General features: G+C 45.8%; 23 protein-coding genes. 10 read left to right on the top strand and 13 right to left on the bottom strand.

From position 1 onward, the window contains the following. Positions 1-93: 93 nt before the first annotated feature. Positions 94-4,962: a CHAT domain-containing protein gene (locus QUB37_RS13360; protein WP_333162647.1), complete on the bottom strand. Its 4,869-nt coding sequence runs from the start codon at positions 4,960-4,962 to the stop codon at positions 94-96. A 569-nt stretch (positions 4,963-5,531) separates the two neighbouring features. Between QUB37_RS13360 and QUB37_RS13355 the strand changes: the two genes are divergently transcribed. Next, a complete protein-coding gene (locus QUB37_RS13355) occupies positions 5,532-5,726 on the top strand; it encodes a hypothetical protein (RefSeq protein WP_333162645.1) in 195 nt (64 codons plus the stop codon). Between the two features lie 98 nt (positions 5,727-5,824). On the opposite strand, the gene QUB37_RS13350 is transcribed toward QUB37_RS13355, so the two are convergent. Beyond that, a complete protein-coding gene (locus tag QUB37_RS13350) occupies positions 5,825-6,115 on the bottom strand; it encodes a hypothetical protein (protein WP_333162643.1) in 291 nt (96 codons plus the stop codon). Between the two features lie 220 nt (positions 6,116-6,335). Here QUB37_RS13350 and QUB37_RS13345 point away from each other — a divergent pair, with 220 nt between their 5' ends. The 3 genes from QUB37_RS13345 to QUB37_RS13335 all read left to right on the top strand — a co-directional run bounded on the left by QUB37_RS13345 (position 6,336) and on the right by QUB37_RS13335 (position 9,214). Further along, positions 6,336-7,910: a nucleoside transporter C-terminal domain-containing protein gene (locus tag QUB37_RS13345; protein WP_333162640.1), complete on the top strand. Its 1,575-nt coding sequence runs from the start codon at positions 6,336-6,338 to the stop codon at positions 7,908-7,910. Between the two features lie 378 nt (positions 7,911-8,288). Next, positions 8,289-8,894 (top strand): DUF3318 domain-containing protein, encoded by a 606-nt coding sequence (locus QUB37_RS13340; RefSeq protein WP_333162732.1) that lies wholly within the window; start codon positions 8,289-8,291, stop codon positions 8,892-8,894. Positions 8,895-8,941: 47 nt separating this feature from the next. Further along, positions 8,942-9,214, top strand: a complete 273-nt coding sequence (locus QUB37_RS13335) for a hypothetical protein (protein WP_333162638.1) — start codon at positions 8,942-8,944, stop codon at positions 9,212-9,214. A gap of 43 nt (positions 9,215-9,257) precedes the next feature. Here the strand turns inward: QUB37_RS13335 and QUB37_RS13330 are convergent, their stop codons facing one another. The 4 genes from QUB37_RS13330 to QUB37_RS13315 all read right to left on the bottom strand — a co-directional run bounded on the left by QUB37_RS13330 (position 9,258) and on the right by QUB37_RS13315 (position 10,742). Then, complete coding sequence (locus QUB37_RS13330) at positions 9,258-9,488, bottom strand: hypothetical protein (RefSeq protein ID WP_333162636.1); 231 nt, start codon at positions 9,486-9,488, stop codon at positions 9,258-9,260. A 95-nt stretch (positions 9,489-9,583) separates the two neighbouring features. Next, positions 9,584-9,814: a hypothetical protein gene (locus QUB37_RS13325; RefSeq protein ID WP_333162634.1), complete on the bottom strand. Its 231-nt coding sequence runs from the start codon at positions 9,812-9,814 to the stop codon at positions 9,584-9,586. Then, positions 9,795-10,301, bottom strand: coding sequence for a CdiA C-terminal domain-containing protein (locus QUB37_RS13320; RefSeq protein WP_333162632.1), 507 nt, complete (start codon positions 10,299-10,301; stop codon positions 9,795-9,797). Before QUB37_RS13320 ends, QUB37_RS13325 begins: the two co-directional genes overlap by 20 nt. A 183-nt stretch (positions 10,302-10,484) precedes the next feature. Continuing rightward, positions 10,485-10,742 (bottom strand): helix-turn-helix transcriptional regulator, encoded by a 258-nt coding sequence (locus QUB37_RS13315; RefSeq protein WP_333162630.1) that lies wholly within the window; start codon positions 10,740-10,742, stop codon positions 10,485-10,487. A gap of 151 nt (positions 10,743-10,893) precedes the next feature. Here QUB37_RS13315 and QUB37_RS13310 point away from each other — a divergent pair, with 151 nt between their 5' ends. Then, positions 10,894-11,304: a hypothetical protein gene (locus QUB37_RS13310; protein WP_333162628.1), complete on the top strand. Its 411-nt coding sequence runs from the start codon at positions 10,894-10,896 to the stop codon at positions 11,302-11,304. A gap of 54 nt (positions 11,305-11,358) precedes the next feature. Here QUB37_RS13310 and QUB37_RS13305 read toward each other — a convergent pair whose 3' ends face one another. Both QUB37_RS13305 and QUB37_RS13300 read right to left on the bottom strand, forming a co-directional pair. Beyond that, positions 11,359-13,164, bottom strand: a complete 1,806-nt coding sequence (locus QUB37_RS13305; RefSeq protein WP_445300026.1) for a glycosyltransferase family 39 protein — start codon at positions 13,162-13,164, stop codon at positions 11,359-11,361. Positions 13,165-13,308: 144 nt separating this feature from the next. Continuing rightward, positions 13,309-14,526 (bottom strand): glycosyltransferase, encoded by a 1,218-nt coding sequence (locus QUB37_RS13300; RefSeq protein ID WP_333162624.1) that lies wholly within the window; start codon positions 14,524-14,526, stop codon positions 13,309-13,311. A gap of 140 nt (positions 14,527-14,666) precedes the next feature. Here QUB37_RS13300 and cofH point away from each other — a divergent pair, with 140 nt between their 5' ends. Beyond that, positions 14,667-15,824 (top strand): 7,8-didemethyl-8-hydroxy-5-deazariboflavin synthase subunit CofH, encoded by a 1,158-nt coding sequence (gene cofH / locus QUB37_RS13295; RefSeq protein ID WP_333162622.1) that lies wholly within the window; start codon positions 14,667-14,669, stop codon positions 15,822-15,824. 3 nt (positions 15,825-15,827) lie between these two features. Then, entirely contained in the window at positions 15,828-16,433 is a 606-nt protein-coding gene (locus QUB37_RS13290) for a hypothetical protein (protein WP_333162620.1), read from the top strand. A gap of 58 nt (positions 16,434-16,491) precedes the next feature. Here the strand turns inward: QUB37_RS13290 and QUB37_RS13285 are convergent, their stop codons facing one another. Beyond that, on the bottom strand, positions 16,492-16,776 hold the full coding sequence (locus QUB37_RS13285) for a hypothetical protein (RefSeq protein WP_333162618.1): 285 nt from the start codon (positions 16,774-16,776) through the stop codon (positions 16,492-16,494). A gap of 218 nt (positions 16,777-16,994) precedes the next feature. Here QUB37_RS13285 and QUB37_RS13280 point away from each other — a divergent pair, with 218 nt between their 5' ends. Further along, positions 16,995-17,231: a helix-turn-helix transcriptional regulator gene (locus QUB37_RS13280; protein WP_333157786.1), complete on the top strand. Its 237-nt coding sequence runs from the start codon at positions 16,995-16,997 to the stop codon at positions 17,229-17,231. A 31-nt stretch (positions 17,232-17,262) separates the two neighbouring features. On the opposite strand, the gene QUB37_RS13275 is transcribed toward QUB37_RS13280, so the two are convergent. The 4 genes from QUB37_RS13275 to QUB37_RS13260 form a co-directional block, all read right to left on the bottom strand. Then, positions 17,263-18,204: a hypothetical protein gene (locus tag QUB37_RS13275; RefSeq protein ID WP_333162616.1), complete on the bottom strand. Its 942-nt coding sequence runs from the start codon at positions 18,202-18,204 to the stop codon at positions 17,263-17,265. Further along, a complete protein-coding gene (locus tag QUB37_RS13270) occupies positions 18,194-19,330 on the bottom strand; it encodes an AAA family ATPase (protein ID WP_333162614.1) in 1,137 nt (378 codons plus the stop codon). The genes QUB37_RS13275 and QUB37_RS13270 overlap by 11 nt, the downstream gene beginning before the upstream one ends. Positions 19,331-19,536: 206 nt before the next feature. Beyond that, positions 19,537-20,775 carry an LL-diaminopimelate aminotransferase gene (locus QUB37_RS13265; RefSeq protein ID WP_333162612.1) on the bottom strand — a complete coding sequence of 413 codons (1,239 nt, stop codon included), beginning with the start codon at positions 20,773-20,775 and terminating at the stop codon, positions 19,537-19,539. Positions 20,776-20,900: 125 nt separating this feature from the next. After that, positions 20,901-21,959 (bottom strand): transposase, encoded by a 1,059-nt coding sequence (locus tag QUB37_RS13260; RefSeq protein WP_333162610.1) that lies wholly within the window; start codon positions 21,957-21,959, stop codon positions 20,901-20,903. Positions 21,960-22,423: 464 nt separating this feature from the next. On the opposite strand from QUB37_RS13260, the gene QUB37_RS13250 reads away from it, so the two are divergent. Together QUB37_RS13250 and QUB37_RS13245 are read left to right on the top strand one after the other, a co-directional pair. Then, positions 22,424-23,515, top strand: coding sequence for a hypothetical protein (locus QUB37_RS13250; RefSeq protein ID WP_333162607.1), 1,092 nt, complete (start codon positions 22,424-22,426; stop codon positions 23,513-23,515). 357 nt (positions 23,516-23,872) lie between these two features. Next, complete coding sequence (locus QUB37_RS13245) at positions 23,873-25,627, top strand: DUF3352 domain-containing protein (protein ID WP_333162606.1); 1,755 nt, start codon at positions 23,873-23,875, stop codon at positions 25,625-25,627. The last annotated feature ends 326 nt before the right edge of the window (positions 25,628-25,953 follow it).

The raw sequence follows: 25,953 nt of genomic DNA, 5'->3' as shown, positions 1-25,953 counted from the left end.
ATGTCAATAGTATAGGTTTTCGGGCAATTAACGAATCAAGGGAGTTCATCACACCACCCTAATAACTTCGATAAGACTTGTGGGAAAACTCCATTACCAAGGATTGCCAATCATTGTAAAGGCGGCCCAATAATAAGGATGCAAAAGCACTCGATCGCCCCGCGTCGCAATTTCCGGAGGCAAAATTAGACTCATAGAGAGCCCTTCGACTCGCAACATCCCGTCTTGAATCCGCACGCGCCCCCGCAGCATCTCCAATTGCGCGCGCCGCAAAGCCTCCGCTTTAATCATCAAATTGCCACCGCGTCTGGGGGCGCGCAACTGCCGATAAAACTCAGTCATCAGCCCCAAAGTCCCCTCATCGCTGACTTCCCACAAACTCGCTAAAGCGGATCTAGCACCGCTAGCTACCGCCAAACCCGCAAACCCCAACTCCGCCTCTTCGTCGCCCAAAGCGGTACTGCACGCGCTTAAAACTAACAGATTCACCGGCGGTTCATTCCAGCGCAACTGTGGCATTTGATCCAGGCGCAATTTAGTATCCCACAACTGAATGTAAGAATTTTTCGGTTCCCCAGGCTGGAATTCGCTGTGAGTTGCTAAGTGAATGATGCCAAAAGGTCGATTTGCCCGCTGAGCTTGCAAATTTCCCAGAGTAAAATCTTGATTCAAGAATAATTTTCCTTCTGAGGGCGGCGCGATCGACTCTAACTCCACCGGTACCGCTGGTAATGGCGCTTTATCTTCAAATACCGACGCCCCCATTGCCAAAATTTCATCATCCGCAATATTGTCGTAGCCGATATCAGTTAAACTCAGACTCGGCATCACGCTAATGCTGTATTTCTCCACTAAAAAGCCTTTGCCGTCGTGAAGGGCAGCAAACGGCACACTCCGCAAACCTGCTGCCGGAATTACAATTAAATTGTCAATTTTTAAAGCTGTCAATTCTGCAGCAACTGGTGCAATTAACCACCGATAAAGTTTTTGCGCCGTATCCAAATAACTAATGCTGCTTCTTTTTCGGGGATTAGTTATTTCGCTTTGCAGGGCGTCGGCTAGTTGCAACACCTGCCACCGCGTTGTCGCCGGAACTACAACGCGCATCGGTTGAGCGTTAGCTGTGACTAACACTAATTCTAAATACTCCCCGTTAGGAACATCGGGAATTTCTTGGCCCTGCGGCGACAACCTCTGGGCTAACTTATCTTCTAAGGGGCGAGGGGGTTCGGAGGTGAGTTTTTTTCTCACAGGCAATAGATTAGATAAATCCCGACTTGCCACCAGCAGTGAACCATCTTCTTTGGCTGCGGCTGCATCCGATCTCCTGAGCCAATTCATATAAATAATTGCAGATTTTGCCCCTGTAATTTGTTCGTTTTTGCGAAGAGTTTCGTAAATTACCGATAGATTAGTAATCGGCTTTCTTGGGGGCAACTCCAGATACTTTTCGTACTCGCGAGTAAAGGTTTGTTCAAATTCTAAAACTCCCGAACCTGCCGCATCTAATCTGCGAGAAGGAGCGAAAATATCCTGGCTCATTGGGGAATTTCTGTCTCGATTGGGCGATCGCAATTCTACTTGCAAAGATGCAGGAAATGACAGCGCCGGATCGGGATTTACGGACTCTAGAGGCGGTTCGGGAATTGGTTCGGGAATTGGTTCGGGAATTGGTTCGGGAATTGGTTCGGGAATTGGTTCGGGAATTGGTGCAGGAGTAGAGGGCGCGGCCGGTGTAACTAGGGAAATCTGATTTGGTAAACTTCCTTGGGTGTAAGTTTGTCCAAAAGAAAAAGTGGGCAAAATGGCGTTTCCCCCGCCAGCATTAATGCTTCCCAGGGTTCCATTGTCGATCGCGCCGCCAACTACAAAAGGTCGATCGATACCGCCTCCGTGGCGAATTGCGATCGCCCCCGCCCCCGCACCTCCGGCAGTAGAAATACTCGAAGAATTGCCCGATATATCGTTGAAAACATTGTTCGAGCGAAACAAACCGAGGGTTGTCACATCAACGCTGCCACCAGTGCCACCAAGGCCACCTTGAGCATTGATAAAGCCCAACTGAATGTTATCAGTCGCGTTCAGGGAAACGCCTCCGCCGTTGCCGTTTGAAGTGCTGCTGGAGTTGATATCTAGAGCCGAAATGCCCGCTTTCGAGATGACATCAATATTTCCGCCGATCGCCCCCGAAGCGTTCAAAGCTCCGGCAGTTAAAGGCCCAGCATTGGTTTGGAGAGCGATCGCGCCTCCTGTTCCCGTTGCCGATGACGAGTCGATCGCGCCTGCTGCAACAGTATTTCCCTCAACCCGAATCCTCCCACCGTTCGAGGTAATATTGCCCGTCCGAACCTCGCCGCTTCCTTGCAGATTCACGCTGCCACCATCCGTCCTTAAATTACCCTCTAGGAGGACATTTTCTGCCTTGATATCGGCTCCCAAAGCGGCCGTGCTGCCCCCCCCGAAGGTAGCGGAATCGCGGGCGTTAACGCTCAAACTGCGCGCTGTAATTGTGGAAGCAGCCGTCACGCTAGCAGCATCGGCCGAAAGCAGGCCCAACCTCTGAGTTTGACCGACTAGGCCGCCAAAAGTAATGTTGCCGCCAGCGCGCAGCGTCAAATTATTAGCCCGGCCCGGCGTGCTGTCGAGGCTATTGGCAAAAGTGATATTGCCGGTAGTGGTGGCTAGGGCGGCACTGCGATCGACTGTGACGTTACTATTGAAAGTCATGTCGCCAGATGTCGCAATATTGCCCGATACCTCGGTACTGCCGGCGTTGACAGCCAAACTCGCCAGCGGTGCAGTTTGACCGACTGTAGCGCCGAACAGCACTCGCCCAGCGTCAAGTCTCAGGGCGTGAGATCCGTCTAGGCTACCGGAGAACAGAATGTTGCCGGTAACTTCCGTGCTCAAAGCCACGTCAGCATTGAGGGATGCGTTTCCTGTGAAAGTGAGATCGCCGCCGGATGTCGCAATGTTGGCGTTGAGATCAGTTTGAGGCGCGTCGAGAGTCAAGCTAGCGCTGCCGCTTGTACTCAGGGGATTGTTGATCGCGATCGATCTGCCTTGAAGTGTCAGCGGGCTGTTGAAGGTAATGGGTGCAACGATCGCGATCGACGAGCTGCTACCGTTTTCGCGCCCGATCGCGATCGAGCCGAAATCCCCCGCCAAAGCGCCGAGATCCGTTGCCGTCAAGTCCAAAATGCCCAAAATATCGCCGGTGCCACCGATCCGAATCGCTCGGCTGTCGTTGGGCTGCAAGCGAATTGTTCCCCCCGCACTGCTGACAGAATTGCTGCCGCCTCTGAAGTCAATACCGTTAGCAGTGATAGCGATACTGCCGCCGTTAGCATTGAGTCCGCCCAGAGAGATGCTGCTGCCAAAAATGTTGATGTTGCCACCTTGAGTCTCGATTAAATCGTTGGGGTCATTGACAACAAACACTCCGCCCGATCTAAATGTTACGGTGTCTCCGGTTCTCGCTTGCAGGGAAAGTTTGTTATCGGGCAAGTCTTGGAGGGTTATATAGCCGGGGGTATCTAAAACCACGTTGCTGCCGGCCGCCATCTGTTCCAACTGCACTTCTGAGATCGATGTTTCATTGGGTTCTGGTTCCGATTCCAGTTCCCCGCCAGTCGATCCCCCGCTGGTGGATCCGTTACCGCTGACGATCGTAATATTTGCCGGATCGAGCCACAAATTGCCGATCGCACCGTTAGTCGCGCGGGTATCGACCTCTCCTTGGAAAGTTAAAGCATTTTTGCCGGAAACTTCTACTCTGCCGCCGTTACCTGCGGCAGTGCCCCCGCGAGCACTAATATTGCCCAAGAAGCGAGTTATATTGTCTGACCAAATTACCGCAGTGCCGCCATTGCCGCGGTCGATCGCGTTTGCTGCGATCGTAGAATCAGGACTAACATAAGTTACCTGGGCGTTTGGCACTGGTTCCATCCCCTGGAAACCGCCTCCGACGCGCACAGTACCTCCGCCGTCTGTCCCGGAAGCATCGATATTTGCGCCGAAGAGTCCGACTTTTTCTCCTAAAATATTGACTGTGCCGCCAGCATTCCCAGAAGGGCCAAATACATTTACAGAACCAGAGACGATCGCACTTCCCCCATTTATCCCCACTGTTTGGCCGCCAGTCAGTACCAATTGACCTTGTGCGTTAGTCGTTAAACCTGTGGCTGACGCTACGCCGGGGCCTGTTAGCAACTGAGGCAAAGAAACCGGGGCGATCGCCGATTGTTCTGACTGCAAAGACGGAGTAATTTCTAAACTTAATAAATTGCCAGCTTGACTGATACGGACTGCATTTTCTCCCGGAACAGCAGCCACAGTAATTTGACCGCCTGGAGCCGATAATTGTCCTGTATTAATAACAGTGCCACCGAGCAAAGTTAAACTTTGCCCGCTACCAACTGCCAAGTTTCCTGCATTGACAATTGCCCCTATTTGTGAGTTATTAAAATTAAATTGATTGGGATTTCCCACTAAAGCTTTGTAATCATTAATTCCGGCAGAATTGAACCAGTTATCGCCGAACCCAATACCTGTAGCAGTTGTCGCGAAAAAAGACCCCGGCACGTTTAATCTAGCATTTTGACCGAAGACAATTCCCGCCGGATTCATTAAGAATAAATTTGAGTTGCCGCCGCTTACAGAAATCAGACCGTTAATGACGGAAACATCCCCGCCGGAAATCCGCCCTAAAATATTTTGAATATTTGGATTAGTTAGAAAATTAGCGATTTGACCTTCGCTGAGATTAAACTGACTGAAGCTGTGAAACAGATTGGCCCCGTTTCCTGACAGTTGTCCGCCACTAATATCTGTACGGTTTTGCTCGGACTGAACAACAGTATTTGTGCCGTCAGTAGCGGGAACGACAGGTTGCGATCGCACTGCTAGCGGTAGCAGCCAAAAACCTAATGTCAAAATTAGAGCAGAACGAAAATAGGTCATTAGTCATTAGTTATTAGTCATTAGTTATTAAGCTGTGGCGGCATTTAAATTGTCTGTCAAAAAACAATCAAAGTCTTGTGGGGAGTAGGAGTTGGGCCTCCCGCCCGCCTCGAATATGCAATTTAAATGCGCGACAGCTTAGTCATTAGCCAGAAGGAAGAAAGAAGAGGTTCGAGGGAAGTCAGAAAAGCCAATTGCCTATTGCCAATTCTCTATTACCAATTCCCTGTTTTGCCCATGCCTCATGCCCCATGCCCCATGCCCCATTCTAATCTCTTATCGTTTTGATTTTTTTTGAGCTGTAATGTTCCGCCAAAGTGCCAATAAACTTAAAAAGGTCGATCGAACACCGCCACCGCCGGGGGTCGATCGCACTCCAAAACCACCCGTTGCCAGAATGTGGGAAATTCAATAAAAATTTTGTATTGATCTGTAACAAGTGTATTGACAAAATCCCCCCAGAGTCCTATGATTGGAGCACTGATTGGGTGGGAAAGTAAAAACCCACACAATAACTGGCTCCTCTAATAAAGTTAAAAACAAAATATTGATGCTTTTAGAGACCAACCATGCAAACTCCAGCTTTCCCATTTCTAACTGAACAAATAGTAGAGCGGATATTTTCGTCAGGCGAACTGACTCGCGATGACAGACAGCGAATTCAGTCAATGCTCTTAAATGAGTCGATCGGCGAAAATGAATTGAGCTTAATTGAAAGAGTCATGGAAGGCGTAGTCAAGGGAATCCTTGACGTGATGAATTAGTTGATAACGGGCGCGAACATATCTAAATGTAGGGTGCGCCGAGGCACACCTTACCCTAATTTTAAATAAAATCGAAAATCGAAAATTCTGTCACCGTTCTAAAAATCATCATTCGGGCCGTAATCCGGGCCCTCATCCGAGCTAGTATCACGACGCACAAGTTCAGAAGGAGGCCTATCGTTACTCCAGGCCCACCACACGGAATCGCACTGGCAGCGGTAAAATTCTTGCCACTTGCGGCGGTTGAACTCGGTGTATACTGGCGATCGGCGATTAATCCAGACCTCAGTGGCATCCGTACAGCTAGCACCGCACTTGGGACAGCAAAACTCATTAGCGTGAACCGCCGTCGCAGTCCATTCAGGAGGATGTGGAGCAAAAGCTTCCATGTGTTAGAGTTTCTATCTAAACTGCTGGTAATTAAGGCAAATCAAGGCTTGCTAAAGATCCGCAGAGTTCGGAATGACCTAAGCAATGACATAAGTACGCTGTTGAGTGCGTAATTTATCTGCCCGTTATTTTTTTTAGCATTTGCCGTCAGATGAATAGTATAACTGATGTGGTGCAAACCGTCGATCGGCATTCTCAAGTATTTCAAGGACTAGGCTCATGTCTATCTACAATCTTATCTCGTTTCTGGGCATTTTTGGCTTATGTGCGATCGCCTGGGTTTTTTCAGAAAACCGCAAAGTTCAGTATATACCTTGGCGCGTCATCATCTGGGGCATTGGCCTGCAATTAGTCTTAGGATTTTTAGTATTCCTGTTCCCCCCAACTCGCATCGCCCTAGAGTGGTTTACTAGCTTACTGGATGGAGTATTCACCGCTGCTGACGCTGGAGCGAGGTTTGTATTCGGGAGCAATGTTGTACCCATACCTGGTAAAGAGCCGGCAGTTAATTTAGGATATATTTTTGCCTTTCGAGCTTTACCGACAGTCATCTTTTTTTCTGGCCTCATGGCCTTGCTATACAACATCGGCGTGATTCAAATTGTCACCGAACTTTTTGCCAAAATATTTTATACGACAATGCGGTTGAGCGGCGCAGAAGCCCTCAGTGGCGCTGCTAATATTTTCGTAGGAATTGAAGCGGCAATTGTCGTCAAGCCTTATTTGCCCAAAATGACTCGTTCGGAAATTTGTGCAATCCTCTCTTGCTGTTTTGGGACTGCCGCTTCTTCAACTTTAGCAATTTACGTTAGTTTCCTCAAGCCAGTTTTTCCAAATATTTTAGGGCATTTAGTTTCAGCCTCAATTATCGCCATACCCGCTTGTTTTGTCCTCTCCAAAATCTTAGTACCAGAAACAGGCGTGCCGCTGACAATGGGCGGCATTCCCAAGGAAGAACGGAAGCCTAAAGGCCGCGAGTTTGTGGGCGAAGAAATTTCCGAAATGGACGGCGCAGAATTCAAACAAGAGACTGTAGGGGGAGAACCCATTGAACGAGTCAGCCCTTTGGATGCAGCGATAATTGGTGCATTGGACGGTGTAAAAATGGCGGTAGCCATTGCCGCTGTTTTGATTTTAATCTTAGGCTTAGTTTCCTTAATTAATCAATTCTTTGGCTGGCTGGCAATTTTGCCAGGCCCCATTGGTGGCTTTTTCAAAGTTGTCACCTTAGCAAACATTATGGGAGTTTTATTTTATCCCCTGACGCTATTAACAGGAGTCTCCATTGACGACTCTTGGCAAGCATCAGTAATCATCGGTCGCAGGCTATTAGAAACAGCGATTCCGCCCTATCAAAGTTTAGCAGAAGCGGGGGCAAAAGGACTGGTGAGCGATCGTACAGTTTTAATTGTCAGTTATGCCCTTTCCGGCTTCGCCCACTTAGCCTCCGTCGGCATATTTGTCGGCGGTACGATCGCCCTAATTCCATCCCGTCGCAAAGACATTTCCGAACTTGGTTGGAAAGCATTATTTGTCGGCACTTTAGCGACAATGATGATCGCTTGCATCGCGGGAACCTTCGACACCGGAGACGCCAGCATTTTAGGCGCTAAAACAGCCCCTGCTGCCCCACTAACAGCCCCTGATTCTCCGAAACCGCTGCCATCCCCAAACGCTAATTCAAAGCCGTCAGTTGCCCCAGAAATTGCCAGCCCGAAGCCTTCGGCTAATACTCAAAAAGCGACTCCCAGAGATCAAGAATCTCCCTCTCCCGCATCCAAGAAAAACCCTTAATTATCTTCTATGGACTTGTAGGGGCTGGTTTTTCCAACAATATTTAACTCCCGTTAAAAATCTTGTAAACCCGCCCCCGCACAACCAATAATCTAGATTAACTTTGATTTGCATCAGCTCAGTTATGGACACGCTCAAACCAAAGAAACCGGGTTTTTCATCAAATCTGTGGTTGTCACAAAGTATGCTCGCAAAAACCCGGTTTCTGGCCACCCGTGCATCAGATTGCGATTTGCCCTTGGGTGAGTGAGGGCGGGTTTTAGAGATTGTAGGTTTTAGACAATTATGGTTGGTGAACCCGCCCCTACAAGCCCCTGATGGATGTTGTTGTTTTTTATGCCGATGCAAGCAATTCCCAATTCCCAATTCCCAAAATTTATGAATCCCGATCCAGAAATTCGCCGCCTGCTAGATGTGATGCCCGCTTCCGGCCGCATGATGTGTAAAATTATTAATAAGCCACAACAATCAACGGTAATTGACTGCGATTTTCCTTTGCCTTGGAATCAATATCGCCCGATTTATATTAATTTTGATTTGTGGCGGCTGCTATCTAAGCCGCAGCGGGATTTACTGCTATTGCGGAATGTAAGTTTTCTGTGCAGTTTTAAGTGGTTTAAACCAGATATTTATCAAGGTGCGGCTCTGGCGGGAATTGTCGGGACTGTTGTAGAGTTGTTGCAGGGAGATGCGATCGGCACTGCGATCGCGGGCGGTTTGACGGGACTCGCCATGACTCGAATTTGGCGCGACAACCGCAGTTCCCAAGTAGAGTTAGATGCTGACGAAGGGGCGGTTAGAGTAGCGGGAAGGCGCGGTTACAACGAAGCGGAAGCTGCCGGACATTTGCTTGGGGCGATCGAGGCTGTGGCGCAGATTGAAGGGCGCAGTTTGGATTTTAATGAGTTGATTCGGTGTCAAAACTTAAAGGCGATATCGGGTATTTCGGCGGTGGGCGTGCCCGATAGTGTCAGGCAAGATTGAAAAAAACGTAGATATAATCAAGAGGGAAACCCCTAAAATCCACACCTATGTTAATTTTGCCAAAACTGGAAAACCTGCGCGATACTCTACCTATAGAAGGAGCTGTCCGCATTGAATTAGTGGAAGGCATACCCATCTTTAAAGCCTCCACCGCTGTCAAAAATCGCATCCAAGAACTGTTGGACAAACAACAAACTTTGCCCCTCAATCCTGACGAAGAACAAGAACTCAATCTTTACGAAGAAATCGACGATTACCTCAGTTTTGTCAATCGGACTGTCCGCAATATTTTCCTGGGGCAGATTCAGCCTACTGTGTAGAAATGTCCGCTTTACCAATCAGTATCAGCTACACCACACAGCATTAGAAATCCTCCCTTGGGAAATTCGCCCATTCTTCCCTACGAACTTCATCTATGTCAGTCGCAGATAGTGCCATTCCCAAGTCAGCACATAAACCCCACAATGATTTGCGGGGAGTAGGACAAACGACAACTAATTCTCGTTCTATCTCAGGAACCATCCACTTAATCAACCGTAACTTTTCCGAGAGAGACAACTGCTTAACAAGACTGAAAAATGCCTCGAAAGTCATGTTTTTATGTGGGAATGTTCGAGCGATATAATTTTAGCATTTTTGCTAATCGCAAAAGCGATCGACAATGACTTACTCTTGATACCAATCGCAATTCAAACCAGCAACTCACCAAAAATTGCTTGTTCTCGAATAGCCTGATAATTTTTCAAAATCTCCGACAACCTCAGCAAAGCTTCTAATTCTCGTGCTTGTTTCGGAGTCAAATCTCTCCGTTCCGCTGCGTAAATAAGTTCGCCAAGCACAATCAACCTAGCTTCAACAGGAATATTATTTTTGATACCCAGCTCGATTCTTTCCTTAAAACTATTGAAAAGATTCTCCATTGTCCAATTCCTCCCTCGTTAACTCTTGAACTTTACCATCATTAAAAATCAATGTGATTTTTTGCAACAGCCTTTCAGTATCCCAAACCATCGCTCTGGTAATTCCTTTATTGATATCTGCAATATCAACCTCAGTATTTATATGATAAGCTACATTGCGAGCGCGTTTTTTAGCGACAGCTACGCCTCTTTGAACTGTATTTTTGATACTGACTGCTTCTGGACTCAGCTCTTTAAACTCCCAGATTTCCCCATCAATTTCAGCATCAGGTGTTCTGATGCCTGGTGAAGCTTGCTCGCTCAATAACTTCACTCGTCGCCCAAGTCTCGCCAAAACTTCAGCGATAAACCGCTCAGAATCATTGGTATTATGGTTTTGATGGATGAGTACGAAGCCGCCTGTATCCTCATTATAATAATACCGTTCATACTCAGGCTCGGCAAGGTTGTAGATGTTCTGACTTTGCTGGATATAATTTGGCTTCACGGTCAATCTTTAGCCTGATTTTATGATTGTAGCTTACTGTTTTAGGGAAACCGATCGCCCTTTTTCTCTCTACTGTGTCATCGTCCGATTTAGGGTAGGGGGAAATAAAAAAGCTCGATTCCTGTCGCAAGCTTGGCTAATGCACTTATTTTAAGCAAAAGTGCGATCGACCGATCCATCCCCCTATGACTCCTCCTCATCTACTCGCCGACTGAGATAATCCGGCAACTCATCAAAACATACCCCCACCAAACGGCAAAAATCCCTCATTTGCCGAACAGTCATCGTAGGTTCGTCTCCCTTTTCCCATCGCCGCACCGACGAAGCCGACACCCCCATCCGCACAGCCAACTCTTCTTGGCTCAAATTAGCGTCCTCCCGCAGTCTCCGAAAAGGCAACTCTTTTTCTGGTTGCCGTTGACGTTGCCTTTTTTTTACCATATTATTATAACAGATTAAATTAACCGCTTAATTTAAGCGCTTAAATAGCTTGTAATAGGCACAGCCATAGCCAGAACAGACTGCACTAAAAATAAAAGGTGCAATTCTGTCACATTCCTATGGGCAAACATACCCAATTTAGAATACAGCCATGAACACCCCAGAAACTGCGAATGCCTGGATTATTTACCGACTGCTGCCCAACTTTCAGCGCTTACCTGTCGCGCAATTTCGCAGCCGCAGCGAAGCAGAATCTTCCCTGAAAGTCATCCGGCAAATGCTACCCAATACCGAATTAATACTTGCTTTCGAGGTTGGGCCAGACAATCCAACTACCGAACTCAATCAGCCCCCTGCTAAAGAACCAAACTTGCCAACTTCAGCTAACCGAGAACTCTTGAAACTTTTCATTATCAGTTCTCGTCCTGTTGTTTCCCGCGTCATTCATTCTTTTCACCGCGATAATTTTGCCTGCGTTTCTGACTGGAGTCCGCTTGTCCCAACTCAAAATCCCGGTGAAGTGATGAGCGTCTTAATTAAACATTTGGCTGCTGACTCTTAGTGACGGTCTAGTTCCCGCCTTTGTAGGGGCAATCCCTCCGCGATCGCCCCTTACCTATGACCTAGAACAATGATAAACTTGATATTCATACCCATCTACCGCAGGCAAATCGCGCGATTCAACCTGACATTTCTGTGATTCTAGATTGACAGGTGCGCGAAAATTAACCAACCACAAATCAAGCGGGCGTTCTAATTGACTGAGTGTTTTGTCAAGAGTCCCTGCCGCTATTTCCGGCCCCTCCCTTCTCTGATTAGCCAAAAGAAACAGCGGAGAATCAAAGGCTTTAACGTCCTCCTCCTTCCCTTTTCCTTCTTCCCTCTTCCCTCTTCCTTCTTCCTTCTTCCTTCTTCCTTCTTCCTTCTTCCTTCTTTCCCATTCCCACCCTATCCCCATCAATTCTCCTATTTCTACATGAGTCTTTTGAGTAGTGGCAATTAACACGGGAACTTTCGATAATTCGCGGATAACCGGAATTAAAAGGTCTGGTTTGTAATATTTGCGATAGCCGAGATTGGAATTTACTGTGACACCGCTAAAAAAACCCATTACTAAAATTAGCAGAACTGCTTTTTTGCCAGCCATTTCCATAGCAGGTAAATTAAACGATTGACTTTTTACTGTAGGTGTGTTACAAATAACCGCCAAGGTTGCTCCTAAAAGCAATATCACCCCCGGAAAGTAGACGAAATTGTATCGTGCGCCGCGTGTGAGGTCAATGCCGAGAATATATGCAAAGCTGAAAAATAGGAAAATTGCTCCTAGCACAAATCCGGCGAAAATAACAGTACCTAAACGAGTATCGGGCGCTGTTAAAGAATTTTTAAAAGCGCTAAACAGGATGGGAAGCACCAATATAAAAAATATTGTCATGACGATCGCCGATGCTACTACTACTACCAAATTTGGTGACTCCACCGGCAGCAGAGAGATGACAGTGATCCATCCAGCTAAAGCTTGAAAAATCGGCGCAATCCAATCTATAAATGTGCGATCGCCGCTGACAATCCAATTAGTTAGTTCGCTGCCGTATTTATTCGACAAAAATACCGGCAGCCAAACTAAACCGCCCGCCAAAGTACCCATCGCTACTGCGAAAAGCCGCCAGAGGATTTGAAATTGCCAAATATTAGGCTGCTGGCTGTTGTCAATTGGCAGCTTTCCATGAAACTGCATCCAGATTACAGCAATTAATGCTATTGCTTCCGCACACAAAGTCAGTGCAAAAAAGTAGTGAACCGCAATCCCTAAACAATTAACAACAACCCACAACAGCACCGCCCAAATAGGCAGGGGAGCGCGCTGTTGCAGCTTTTTTGCAGCTAATGTGAGGCAAAAAAGAGAGGCAATAACTAATAAGATTCCTAAAGTGTAATGGCGAGCTTCCTGAGCGAGATAAATCCCGTAGGGAGAAACTGCCATCATCGCGGCCGCACATTGACCGACTAAACGAGAACTAAAAGCGAATTTGCCTAAAAAGTAGATAGCTGGAACTGAAATCACGCCCAATAAAGCAGGAAGAGCTCGCCCTATCCAAACTAAACTATCCTCGGTAGGCCCAAACAGTCGCATCCACCAGTGGGCGAGCATAAAATATACTGGTGGATGGTTGCTTTCTAGCAGCAAATTGCGGAGCACGTCGGCGGTGTCAGCATCGGGGCGCAATTGTAGGGGTTGTAATAATGTAGAAAGGTCGATCGCGCGATCGAGCGGCACCCCGCGAAAACTGTTGCCCAAACTAAAAACTAGGGTCGAAAACTCGTCTGTCCACAGCGGTTTCGAGTCCAAATTGGCAAAGCGCAAAATAAAGGCGATCGCAGTCCACAGCAATAGCAACAACAGTTGTTTGTTCTTAATCATTAATTCAGTCATTCAAAGGCATAGGGAAGAAGAGTTATTAGTAATTAGTCATTAGCCATCAGTCATTTTATCAATTATCAATCACCAATTACCAAATACCAATTACCAAATACCTATTCCCCCTTACCAATTACCCCTTACCAATTACCTATCTACTTCCGTTACCCGCCAGCTCAACTTCATATTAATCCAGAAATTCCACAGAGTCACAGCCGCGATCGCAATTAAATTAGCCAAATATTCATTCATCCCAAAAACATTAAACAGCACATTAACCAGCAGCACATTCAAAATCAAACCCATCAAGCAAATCGTATTAAATTTCAACAGCCGTTTCAATCGCTGGCGCTTTCCTGGCTGTCGCTTAGAAATATCCCCAAAAGTCCACAAATCATTCCACAAAAAGTTACTGATAATTGCACATTCAGCCGCAATGATCAGACTGCGAGTCAGCTCCCAATTGAGGATATCCCGCAGCACGTACAAAACCCCCATATTCACAAACACGCCGCTGAAACCCACCATGCCAAACCGCAGAAACTTGCCCATCGGCCAGCGGGCAAACCGCAACCGAAGCAAATGTCGCAAATACTCAATATACTGTTTCCAGGTAACTTTGCTCTCGCCTTCTTGCCGCTCCTGAAACACGTAACCAACTTCTCCAATCCAGCGGATGTCCCCCCTGCCGAGCACTTCAATCAATATTTTGTAACCAGCAGGATTCATGGTTTTGCCAGCTATGCAAGTGCGGCGCACCATAAAATAGCCGCTCATCGGATCGGAAACTCGGCCCACCACTCCCGGCAGGATCACCAACCCCACGGTTTGAGCGCCCCGCGATAAAAATCGCCTGATAACGCTCCAGTCGCTCACACCGCCCTCGGCGACGTGGCGGCTCGCTGCGGCCAAATCGGCTCCCCGCTGAATTTCTGCTAAAAGCTGCAATAGCGTCTCCGGGGGATGCTGCAAGTCGGCATCGATGACGCCCAAAACCTCACCCTGAGCTGCCTGCCACCCGCGAATTACCGCTGTGGAAAGTCCCCGCTCCTCTTCCCGGCGCATTACCCGCAATTGCGGATATTCCGGTGTCAGGGACAGGGCGACTTCCCAGGTGCGATCGGGGCTGTCGTCATCGACTACAATTAATTCGTAGTTGCCGGGAAGGATACCATCAAGCAATTGGCTCAATTTTTCCACAATACTCTGGATATTCCTGCACTCGTTGTACGTGGGAATTACCAGGGAAAAATAAATTGGTGGTGTGCCTGCGTTTACAAAAGTTGAACCGAAAGTCTGTATAGCAGGAATTTGCAAAGGCCCCGACGGCACTGGCAATACCTGATTTGGTTGGTAGCTGCCCATAATTTGAGTGTTCAGAAAATAAAGGATGGTTTTGTAAGACTTGAGATTTTAGAATATCGTTCCTCTATAGTTGATTCGTTAAAATATAAAAACGCCTTAATTATAGGCAGCAATTCTGTAGCTTAGCTAACAAAAAAACTGTGGATGCAATTCTCGATCGAGCTTTACAAGGTTATAATATCTCTTCTGCAGAGGCCTTGGTACTTTTGCAGCAAAGAGATCCCGATGCGCGAGCTTCTATTCAAACAACCGCTGATTTGCTCCGCCGCCGACAATCAGGGGATACTGTCACCTATGTTATAAATCGGAATATTAACTTTACTAACATTTGCGAGCAGCATTGCAGTTTTTGTGCATTCCGCCGCGACGAGGGAGATGAGGGTGCTTTTTGGTTAGATGCAGCCCAAATGCAGGAAAAGGCAACTGATGCAGTGCAGCGGGGTGCAACGGAAATTTGTATGCAGGGGGGCTTAAATCTTCAAGCTAAGCTGAACGGCGCATTTTTACCTTATTATCTGCAATTGGTGAAAACTATTAAGGATAAGTTTCCTCAGTTGCACTTGCACGCTTTTTCGCCGCAAGAAATAGAATTTATTTCCAGAGGAGATAATCTTAGTTTCAGCTATGTAATTTCGGCTTTGCGGGATGCGGGAGTTGGTTCGATGCCGGGAACTGCGGCGGAAGTTCTCGACGATTCTGTGCGACGGGTGATTTGCCCGGAAAAACTAAATTCGGCAACTTGGCTGGAAATTGTGGGAACTGCTCACCGTCTGGGTTTGCCGACAACGAGTACGATGCTGTGCGGGCATATTGAGACGGCAGGGCAGCAGGTTTTGCATTTAGAAAAAGTACGATCGCTCCAACAAACTGCGATCGACCAAAACTATGGGGCACGCATCACAGAATTTATTTTACTACCATTTGTCGGACAGGAAGCACCGGCACCTTTGCGGAGTCGAGTCGGCCGCGACCAACCAATTTTAGCAGATACATTGTTACTCACCGCTGTATCGAGAATCTTTTTAGGCAATTTGATTTCCAATCACCAGCCGAGTTGGGTAAAATTAGGTTTAGATGGAGCTACTGAAGCGCTGAAATGGGGCTGCAATGACATCGGCGGTACATTGATGGAAGAGCACATTACTACAATGGCCGGTGCGGTTGGCGGCAGTTGTCAATCTGTCGAAGATTTGCAAAATGCGATTAGTTCTTTGGGGCGGAGTTATCAGCAAAGAGATACTATTTATCGACCTTTAGGGGTTGATAAATTGGCAGTAATAAGTAGTAGGATAAATTGAGCGATGTCTTATAGCGAGTTCACCTCAATTATCAAAGTTAAACAAGCCTTTGGATTAACAACTGTAGAAGGGCCGCGATTTCTACCGCAAATAACTCCGATCGTTCCGAGTGTAACCCTGACAGATTTTTTGGCAAATAGTTTACCCGTAGCTGTGGCGACAGGTAGCGAAAAAGCTCGTTCGGAAATGATTATTACTCCGGTACTGCTGGAAGTCAGGAAGATTTTGCAGCAGAATATTAGCTTGTTTTCGGGGGAAGACTTTACGGTTGATTATGAAACTGGACTAAACGGGATTTGTGATTATTTGATTAGTCGTTCTCCAGAAATGTTGGAGATTGAAGCACCGGCAGTGGCGGTTGTTGAGGCTAAAAAAGCTGATTTGAAGACAGGAATTGGACAGTGCGTTGCAGAAATGGTGGCAATGCAGAAGTTTAATGAAGCAAAGGGGAAACCAATTTCAGTTATTTATGGCAGTGTCAGTAACGGCACACAGTGGCGATTTCTCAAACTTGAGGAAAAAATTGTATCGATCGATCTTAATGACTATGCCTTGCCTCCGGTGGACGAAATTTTGGGAATGCTGGTTTGGATGGTACGAGATGGCTGAATAAGCGCGATCGCACTTTTGACTAAATTCTAGAAAGAGCGATCGCACATTTATGACTTCATTGCAGCCGGATTAATTTGACTAACAGACTCATGATTTCTCCCTGATCGGGTGTAATAATGATGCGATTGTCGGGAATGGCGATCCTCTTCGAGGGCTGCGCTAACGGATGAGTCCAACGAACAGCTTCCTCGTAGCGCAATGCGTGCAGTTGGTGGATAGTTCGCCGTACCCCCAGCGGCGAACCGATGATGACGTGACGGACTGCTTCGCGATCGCCCTCAAAGGTTTGGTTGGTTAAAACATTCGGCGATGTTTGGTTCGATGATGAATCTTGCAACATAGCTTTGACAAATAATTTTGGATAGGTTTGATGCTTTGTAACGGTAAAACCGCGTACAATAACAAGTTGAAGAAAAGACAGCAATTCCCCTACAGCACAAGTTGCGGTTCTGGTGCTGTCTCGTCTTTATGTGTTTTATTAGCGTAAACCAATTTACGGTTAACCGTCAAGTGATTTGCGTAAATTAATTTACGGTAAGGGTCAAGCTGCTTGTGGAAATGCCGGAAAAATCAGAGCGATCGCCCCTAATGCGGCTCAGACTTAAGCGATCGCTGACCCAAAAGCAGCTAGCAGACGCACTTGGCGTTACGGAAACAACTGTAAGGAACTGGGAATCCGGGCGCTCTGTACCGAAGCTAACGCCTGTTCAATACAAGAAGTTGCTAGAGATTCTGCAAATTACCTCTGCTGAATTACCAGACCAATTTGGTTTTCCCAGCGATGCTGATGGATAGAAAATGGAATATTATAATTGAGGCGTTTTATTTAAACGAACTCATACAATGTTTTGAAAAAAAAAGGAATATGAGACTTAACATCGCTACTTTGGTCTGAATAAAATCTGCCAATTTCTAACGATAGTTGCTCTCTAAATACCCAATCTTCCCGGCTAAACTCACCAAATGGCTTAATTTGATGCCAATAATCCTTAGCTTTTTTAATTGTCAGCAAAACTGCGATCGACTGGTTCTTATGCGTTTCATCTACACCATTTTGAAACCGCTCTTTCCACGAAGCCTGAAATGCTTGAACTTCAGTACAATTCAATCCCGAACAGTAACTAATGCGATCGAACGCTCTCTGTAGGTTGTTCTGTAAATCCAAGTCGCTACAAATTGCATCCGCCATATTCAGATAAATATTTGCGAGTACCGCAGGATTTCCCTGATACATCGGCTTGTTACAACAATTGTCAAATATTGGTTGAAGTTCAGGTATCAGAAAGTATGCTTCTTTATGAATCAAACCTGTAACCCAGATCCGGTGCTGTGCTGCGTTTTGCTCTTTCACCTCTGATTTTTCGTAAAGATTCCGAAAAATTGCTTCTGTGTCTGTAAAAATATAATTGTCGATCGTTTGCAGTTGCAAGTCTAAATCTATCATTGCAAAAAGTCGATCGGGATCTAAATATGAATTAGTGGTATCCTTTTCGTGTAATATTGAAAGAGTAGAGTAGGTGTCTATTACATCTTTGCGATCGCCACAGTTAAAAAATTCCGGTCGCTTCTGTCTCCACCATATCGGAACGCAAGCCTTATAAAAGTTGGCATCAGGCATTTGCTCCATTGCTTTATAAGCTTGAGGTGACTCTCTACCCTGCGTCTTCCGAATATCACCTTCGCACAATACTACAATTTTGTTTTTAATTCGGGGAGATTGAAGAATTGCCTCGCAATGTTTTTTTAGGTGTTCTGGATTAAGACTCATTTCTAATATTAGATTCTTGTTTGATCAGTTTTGGCTCAATTTCTTTAACGTGAGCTGGTGTTAGAGCTTCACACAATGCGTAGGAGTGAGTTGCCAGTATATATTGATTGCTGGGAGCCCACTCTTTTAGGTCTGATATAATTTGATATTGCCAATCTGGATGAAAAGCAATTTCAACTTCATCCATCAAAACAATAGCATCTTCTATGTTGCGGAACTTGAGCCATATATAAATGCTAAGTCTTTTTAGTTCGCCGTGACTTAAATCTTCTGGATATAGTTCTATAGTTTCACCATTATTATACAATTTAAAATTCACGCCAGAAAAATCTTCATCTAAATTTATCCTTTTATTTGATAACATCAGATTTAAGTTGTTAATTAGAGCTTGATAACTGTTCCCGTAGTTACCTGTTTTTATCGCTTCTGTGAAGTCGCGATCGCGAGCAGCTTTAAATAATTCAATAAGTAGCTCTACAGCAAGGAAGTCATATGTAAACAAGCCTTGTAATTCAGATTTGGCAGAGTCGAGTATCCCGTAATAACCACCATCTCCCTTACTTGAGCCTCGAAATAATAGTTTTTTATATTTTTGGGGAAAAAATAAAAAAACTTGTGTTGAAGGAGCTGCTAGAAAAATTTTATGCGACAGTTTGTTTAACAATAATTTAGCTTCATCGTTTTTTAGATTATTAAAACAACATAGTAACTCTGTATTGGGATATTGATTATTATTAGATTGTTTAGCATTTAAATAATCACATATAATTATATCGTTTGACTTTATTTCTTCTTCAAAACTATCTTCTAAAATATCAAATTTCTTACGACAATAAAATTCTAGTTTGACAATTTTTCCTCCCGCCCAAATGTCAATAATGGCTAAGACTCTTTTGTCTTCCCCACCATCTACTTTAAATCCCTGAAGCAGATTTTGTAAATATAGTTTTTTAGCTTCATCAAAAGAACAGTGCAGTAGTACAAAAATTAACTGCAACAGCGTACTTTTCCCTCCGCCATTTTGACTTCCCAGCGGAAAAATTTTAGGAAAAAAATCTTTTTCAAAAGTGATGTCAATGTCCTTTAAACCGCGAAAATCAGGAACTTGAACTCGTAGCAAGTGCATAAAAAACTCCTGGTGTTGGGTTGCATTTTTTATTGAAACCCTGAGCCACAATCATTTTAGATTATAACTCACATCTTTTACTATTTTCAAGAACAGGCTTTCCGGCCTGTTTCACAACATATTAAATTAATGCTTTTTAGCTGAGTCCGGCAGTCCGCCAGGGCATGAATTCCCTGGCGGCTTTTCGGTTTAAGCAGGAGATGAGATTAAACCTTAAACTTCTCCACAATCCGTCTCATCGCTTCTTCCACATTCTCCCGACTATTAAACGCCGAAATGCGGAAATAACCCTCACCCGCCGCACCAAAACCAGAACCCGGAGTTCCCACCACATTGCAAGTTTCCAGCAACTTCTGAAAGAAATCCCAACTCGACAAACCGTGAGGCGTTTTCACCCACACATAAGGCGCATTTTCGCCGCCAAAAACCTGGATTCCCGCCGCTGTCAATTTCTCGCGAATAATCGCAGCATTTTCCATGTAAAAATTGACTAAAGCCTGAATCTGTGCCTTGCCAGCCTCAGAATAAACCGCCTCAGCACCGCGCTGCACGATGTAAGAAACTCCGTTAAACTTAGTAGATTGGCGGCGGTTCCACAGCTTCCAAATTTCGACATCGGAACCATCTGCAGCTTTTCCAGTCAAAGTCTTCGGTACAACTGTCAGCGCACAGCGAGTACCCGTAAAACCAGCATTCTTTGAAAAAGAACGAAATTCGATCGCACAATCCCGCGCCCCTTCAATTTCGTAGATAGAATGCGGCAAACTCGGATCGGTAATATACGCTTCGTAAGCCGCATCGAAGAAAATAATCGAACCGTTAGCTTTAGCATAATTTACCCAAGCTTGCAAGTGTTCCTTGGTTGCAGTTGCCCCCGTCGGGTTATTCGGAAAACACAAGTAAATTAAATCGACTTTTTTGTCTGTGGGAATTTCCGCAGTAAAATTGTTTTCTGCTGTAATTGGCAGGTAAACTAAGCCGCCGTATTCGCCATTTTCGTTTGCATCTCCCGTGTGTCCAGCCATCACGTTAGTGTCTACATACACCGGATAAACTGGATCGGTAACTGCGATCGTGTTATTGTTGCCAAAGATATCGAGAATATTGCCACAATCGCACTTAGAACCATCAGAAATAAAGATTTCCGAAGCATCAACATCGCATCCCCGCGACTTGAAATCGTGCTCGGCAATTTTCTCCCGCAGCCACTCATAACCTTGTTCCGGGCCGTATCCTTTAAAGGTATCCCGCGAACCCATTTCTTCCACCGCCGCCACCATCGCTTGGCGACAAGCTTCCGGTAGTGGTTCAGTCACGTCGCCAATCCCCAGCCGGATGATGGGTGCTCCAGGATTCGCCTCTGCAAAGGCTTTCACCCTGCGCCCAATCTCCGGAAACAGGTAGCCAGCTTTGAGTTTGAGGTAGTTGTCGTTGATAGTTGCCATAGTTCGATCGCTACAAATGTCGTAGAATAGCTTACTGCTACATAAGATTGACATAAAGCGGACAAGACTAACATCTCGGACACTTAAAACTTACTTCCTGCTTCTACGTAGGGAGTCGGCTCCTTCTACTCCACAGGCGTGAATTCAGGACTAGCCATCCTTACTCTATCTCTTGAGACCGACGCTAAATTAATTGCGGCATTCAAATCTCGATGACAACTGTTACCACAAGCCTCACAAACAAACACTCGCTCCGAAAGTGGCATCGGTTGAATGTTACCGCACTTTGAGCAAGTTTTAGATGAAGGATACCATCTATCTACCACTTCGACAACAGTGCCGTAGATGGGAGATTTATAAGTGAGTTCTCGTCGAAATTCATAAAACCCTGAATGTAAAATTGCAGCAGCCAGTTTGTGATTTGCTGCCAAGCCAGAAATATTTAAATCTTCGATGCAAATGTGAGCGTACTTTTGGCTGATTTCTGTCGTTGTTTTCTGTAAGAAATCTCGCCGTCTATTGGCAATATCGGCGTGTTTTTTAGCAAGCTTTCGATAAAATTTCCGAGCGTTTTTAGAGGTTTTGATACCAACTTTTCTATTTCCTAATTGCTGGTGACGGTGGCGGTACTGTAGTTTCCCTAGCTTGATTTTCGCTGTTTTTAGGGAATCTGGCAGTTGGTATACCGTACCGTCACTCAAGGTGGCAAAGGTGGATACTCCTAAATCTATGCCTATCGGTTCAGATACGGAGTGATATAAAGGGGGGATTTTGTCCGCTTTTATGGTAAAACTGACGTACCATTTATCCGCAGTACGGCTGATGGTAAATGTTTGAGAACAACAGTTGTACCCGATAGCTTCTTTCAGACGAAACGTTCCCAATGTGGGAATTTTTATGCGATTGCCAGCCATCTGAAATATTGGCCCATTGCTGCTGTCTACGGTAAAGGAGTCCCCGGACTTCTTGCGTTTGAAATTAGGAAACCCGCTCCCCCCTTTGAAAAAGCGTTCGAGGCCGTTATTGAAGGCAATGAAAGCGTTTTGATAAACGCGGGATGATAAAGTATTAGTCCATTGATATTCTGGTTGTTTTTTGATGAAGTTGGTGAAGGTTTTTTTATTTCGGCAATCTTTCGGGTACGGCTGACTTTGATGTCCATCACGCCCATGTACAGGGTACAAGCCAAGTTGTAGCAAAACCGAGCGTAACCAGCGTGTCGCGCCATTAGGGTACGTTCAGCATTGTTGAGTTTGAGTTCTAGCTTCAGGGCGTACATACCCAGGGAGCGAGTCAGGAGTGCCAACATTAATACTTATTTTACCAGTCACAGACCGCGAAAGGACAAAAACACCGTGTTTTTTTGGACAAGATGTCTTTAATGTCAAGAAAAGTTTATGAAACTGCCGTTTAGTATCATCTCCCAATTGTCTCTCTCAAGCAGCAGCAAGTTCGGCAACCAGCAGTGTACGGGATTTAACCTATGTAACCGATGGATGTTGGGCCAAGACAAAGATTTTCCCACTCGGACACTCAAAAACTCCGCCAATCCGCCATTACAGGCAATCTGCGTACTTGCTCACCAGCCATTGACCAAAAAATCAAACTATCTTGTATAATCAGAATAGTGTGCAGCGCAGAAACAATTATGGACGAGATCGAGTACGCCAAACTCTATCAAGAACTGGCGGCAATTCTGGATGAGTTTAATTTGGGTTGGGTAGTTCAACAAGTAGCGGATACTGTAGAGATAGGCAAAGTAATTGAAGAGCGATCGCTCAAACGAAAAACACCCCTGCTGAAGATAGAAGATTATACCGCAAAAGAACAACTTTTGCTGTTAATTAATGCTGTAGAACAAGCGACGGTCAACACTTCCGAAATGGAAGACGAAATTGCTTATTTCTTGAAAGTAGAATCAGAAACTTCTCCCCTCGGCACAAAAATTACCTTTGCCAATTCAGGTGGCGAAACTGCCAAAACAATTGAGTTTACCTCCAGCGTCACAGCCCCCCGTCACAAACAGGCGATCGCCCTCAAGCACTTACTGGAAAAACTGCCCTCTGGGCCCAGCAACTACGCCATCAATTCCGAAATAAAAAGCAAATTAAAAAGCTCGATCGATCCTGATTTCAACGAAGTGGCAGAACAAGCCAGAATTTTTGACGCTTACCTATTCACCATTCTGCTAAAAGCAGTTGCTAATGAAGGCGGTACTATTTATTACAACAATGTTTTAGACGACGAAACACCGAAATATTTAACATTTAGAAAAACAGCGGGAAAAATCCACGGAACTGCACATCCATACACTCATGCTGTTGTGGAATTTCCCGACAAACCAGCCCTGGAAGTTCACCTAGGAGTAAAAGTCCAAGGTAGAGCCGGAGTTCTGCACAACTGTAACGTTTTAATTTTGTACCAAAAAGAAGCGAATATCTGCCGTTTGCTCAACCGCGAACCCCGGCACTCGCAGGTAATTTTAGCAGTAAAATCGGAACACAGCACCTCAGAACTTAAACTAGAAAGCGCTGGTGCTTTTATCGGCTTAGCCTCAGACATTCGCTATGAAGGCGGCAGCTATTTCATTTCTAACAGTTACTCGCAACCCGTAGCAAAACTCCTAACTACCGCTCGCAAAAAATGGGAACACAACATCTTTCCCCGATCGACAAACGATGTCCACAGGCTAATGTACTCGTTTCAAACTATCTTTAAAGACTTTAAGGCTAGAAACTAACATCAGGGAATTGGGAATTGGGCATCGGGAATTGGGAATTGGGAATTGGGCATCGGGAATTGGGAATTGGGCATCGGGAATTGGGAATTGGGCATCGGAAGTAGTTAGTGTAGGACTTATGCGTAAATACCAAAGAAACCAGGTTTTTTACCAGGATTCAACGCTCAAATCCAGTATTTAGTAAAAGAAAGGGTTTCTGCGTCTAGGACTATAGTGGTTAGTGGTTACTGGTTAGTAGTTTTTCTAATAACAAATAAAAAACAACAAATTACCAATGCCCCATGCCCCATGCCCCATCCCCCATGCCCCTTCCCCAATATAATTTATGATGTTGCGAGCACCAGAACCTTACGAATAATGTTTAAGAAAGATAAATCTTCCCTGTTGTTTACGATCGGAGCCGCCACACTTCTGATCGGTTTAGGCTTTGTCACCTACTACCTCGTCATCTCCCGTGGGCCCGCCAAAGATTTGCCGGCGGGAGCAACCGTTGTCCCGCAAGATACGATGATGGCCCTATCCATCACCACCGATGAATCCCAGTGGAATAGACTGCGAGAATTTGGCACGCCGGAGTCAAAAGCTTCGTTTGAGAGGTTTTTAACGGAAATGCGCGATCGCCTCCTCACAAGCAACGGCTACGCCTACCAGCAAGACATTCAACCCTGGGTTGGTAACACAGCAATGGTAGCCTTTCTCCGCAACAAAATAGCTATACCAGCCCCCTCGCCGGCACCCAACGCGCCCCCATCTCCGCCAATTCAACAGTCAGTGGCAATTATCCTGCCAATTGCCAACCCGATCAAAGCCAAAGAATTATTAACAAAACCCAGGCCTCTCAGCCAAGGAAAAATAGTTGAGCGTAATTATAAAGGCGTCCAAGTCACAGAAACTCAAGGCGTACCCGATCGCAATTTCTCAGTCGCGGTACTCGGCACAAGCTATCTAGCAGTCACCACAGATTCTAGCGCTACAGACAGAATAATCGACACCTACAAAGGCGAACCTTCCCTCGCCAAAACCCCTGGCTATGCAGACGCCATAGACAAAATAAAAAGTCCAGGCGCCTTCGGTCAAATCTACGTCAATATGCCCGTTGCCGCCGCCTATGCTGCCGCCAACTCAGCCCGCGAAATTTCGCCAGAAAGCCTCGAAAAATTGCAACAAAATCAAGGATTTGCCACCACAGCAACGCTGGATGCAGAAGGAATTGAATTCAAATCAGTCTCTTGGCTGAAACCAGATTCTACCAGAAGGATAGCAGTAGAAAACAATGCTCTAAAAATGGCTAACCGCCTGCCAAGCAATACAATAATGATGGTATCCGGCGGCAACTTGCAGCGTTTGTGGCAAGACTACGTATTAGGAGCCGATGCGAACCCGATTTCCCCGATTAATCCCCAAGTTTTACGCACAGGTTTAAAATCCACTACTGGCCTGGATTTAGATAAAGACTTGATGAACTGGATGGCGGGAGAATTTTCTCTATCATTAATACCAGCGCCCGCCCAGAATCCCAGAGACAAATTTGCTGCCGGGTTTGTATTTATGGTGGAAACAAACAACCGGGGCGCAGCCAACAAATCCCTGAAACAGCTTGATGAAACGATGAGAATGAAAGGGTTTAGAGTTGAGGAAATTCAAGTCGGCGGCAAACCTGCGACAAAATGGACATCACCGTTTGGAGGGATTACGGTAACTCGCGGTTGGATGAACGATGTAGCGTTTATGACAGTAGGAGCTCCAGTGGTTGATACAATCGTTCCGGCACCGAAAAGTCCGCTTTTAAGCAGCGAACTGTTCCAGAAAACAGTACGATCGGAACTTAAACCCCACAACGGCAATTTCTTCATCGACACCGAGAGTGCGTTTAACCCGAAAAACCTAGCTTTGCCGGAGTTTCCTCCCAGCCAAAAAATGTGGATTGATGCCACGCGGTCGCTCGGCGTTACAGCGGCCGTCATTGGCGATCGTACCACCCGTTATGACGTTTTTGTCGGTCTCAAAAAATCCACTCAATCCACTCCTTCTGCAAATCCTTCCCCGCGTCCTGCTTCACCGCGCCCTGCTTCACCCAGTCCCTCGCCCACTATCCAAACTTCACCAAACTAACTCTTAAATCCTTCCACAAATCCGCCTGCACATCCCCTTAAACACCCACAGGGCGACAGATTAAAACCGAAACACAGGCGCCAGAAGGAACAAGCAAGAAGCAAAGACAGGACTTACGCATACAGACTAAAGAAAGCGGGTTTTTTGATCGTTTCTGCAGGCTGCAACGAATTATTTTCGTTAACAAAACCGCTTTCTATGCAGCCTTGCGTCCAGGACTACCAAAGAAACCGAGTTTTTTAAGCCTTGGACTGCAACTAAGTGTTTTCGTAAAAAAACTGGGTTTCTGCGTCTAGGAATGAAGAAGCAATTGACCGTTTCTGACG

Source organism: Microcoleus sp. AT3-A2 (assembly GCF_036705685.1).
Classification (GTDB): Bacteria; Cyanobacteriota; Cyanobacteriia; order Cyanobacteriales; family Microcoleaceae; genus Microcoleus.
This window is presented reverse-complemented; position numbering and strand designations above follow the sequence as displayed.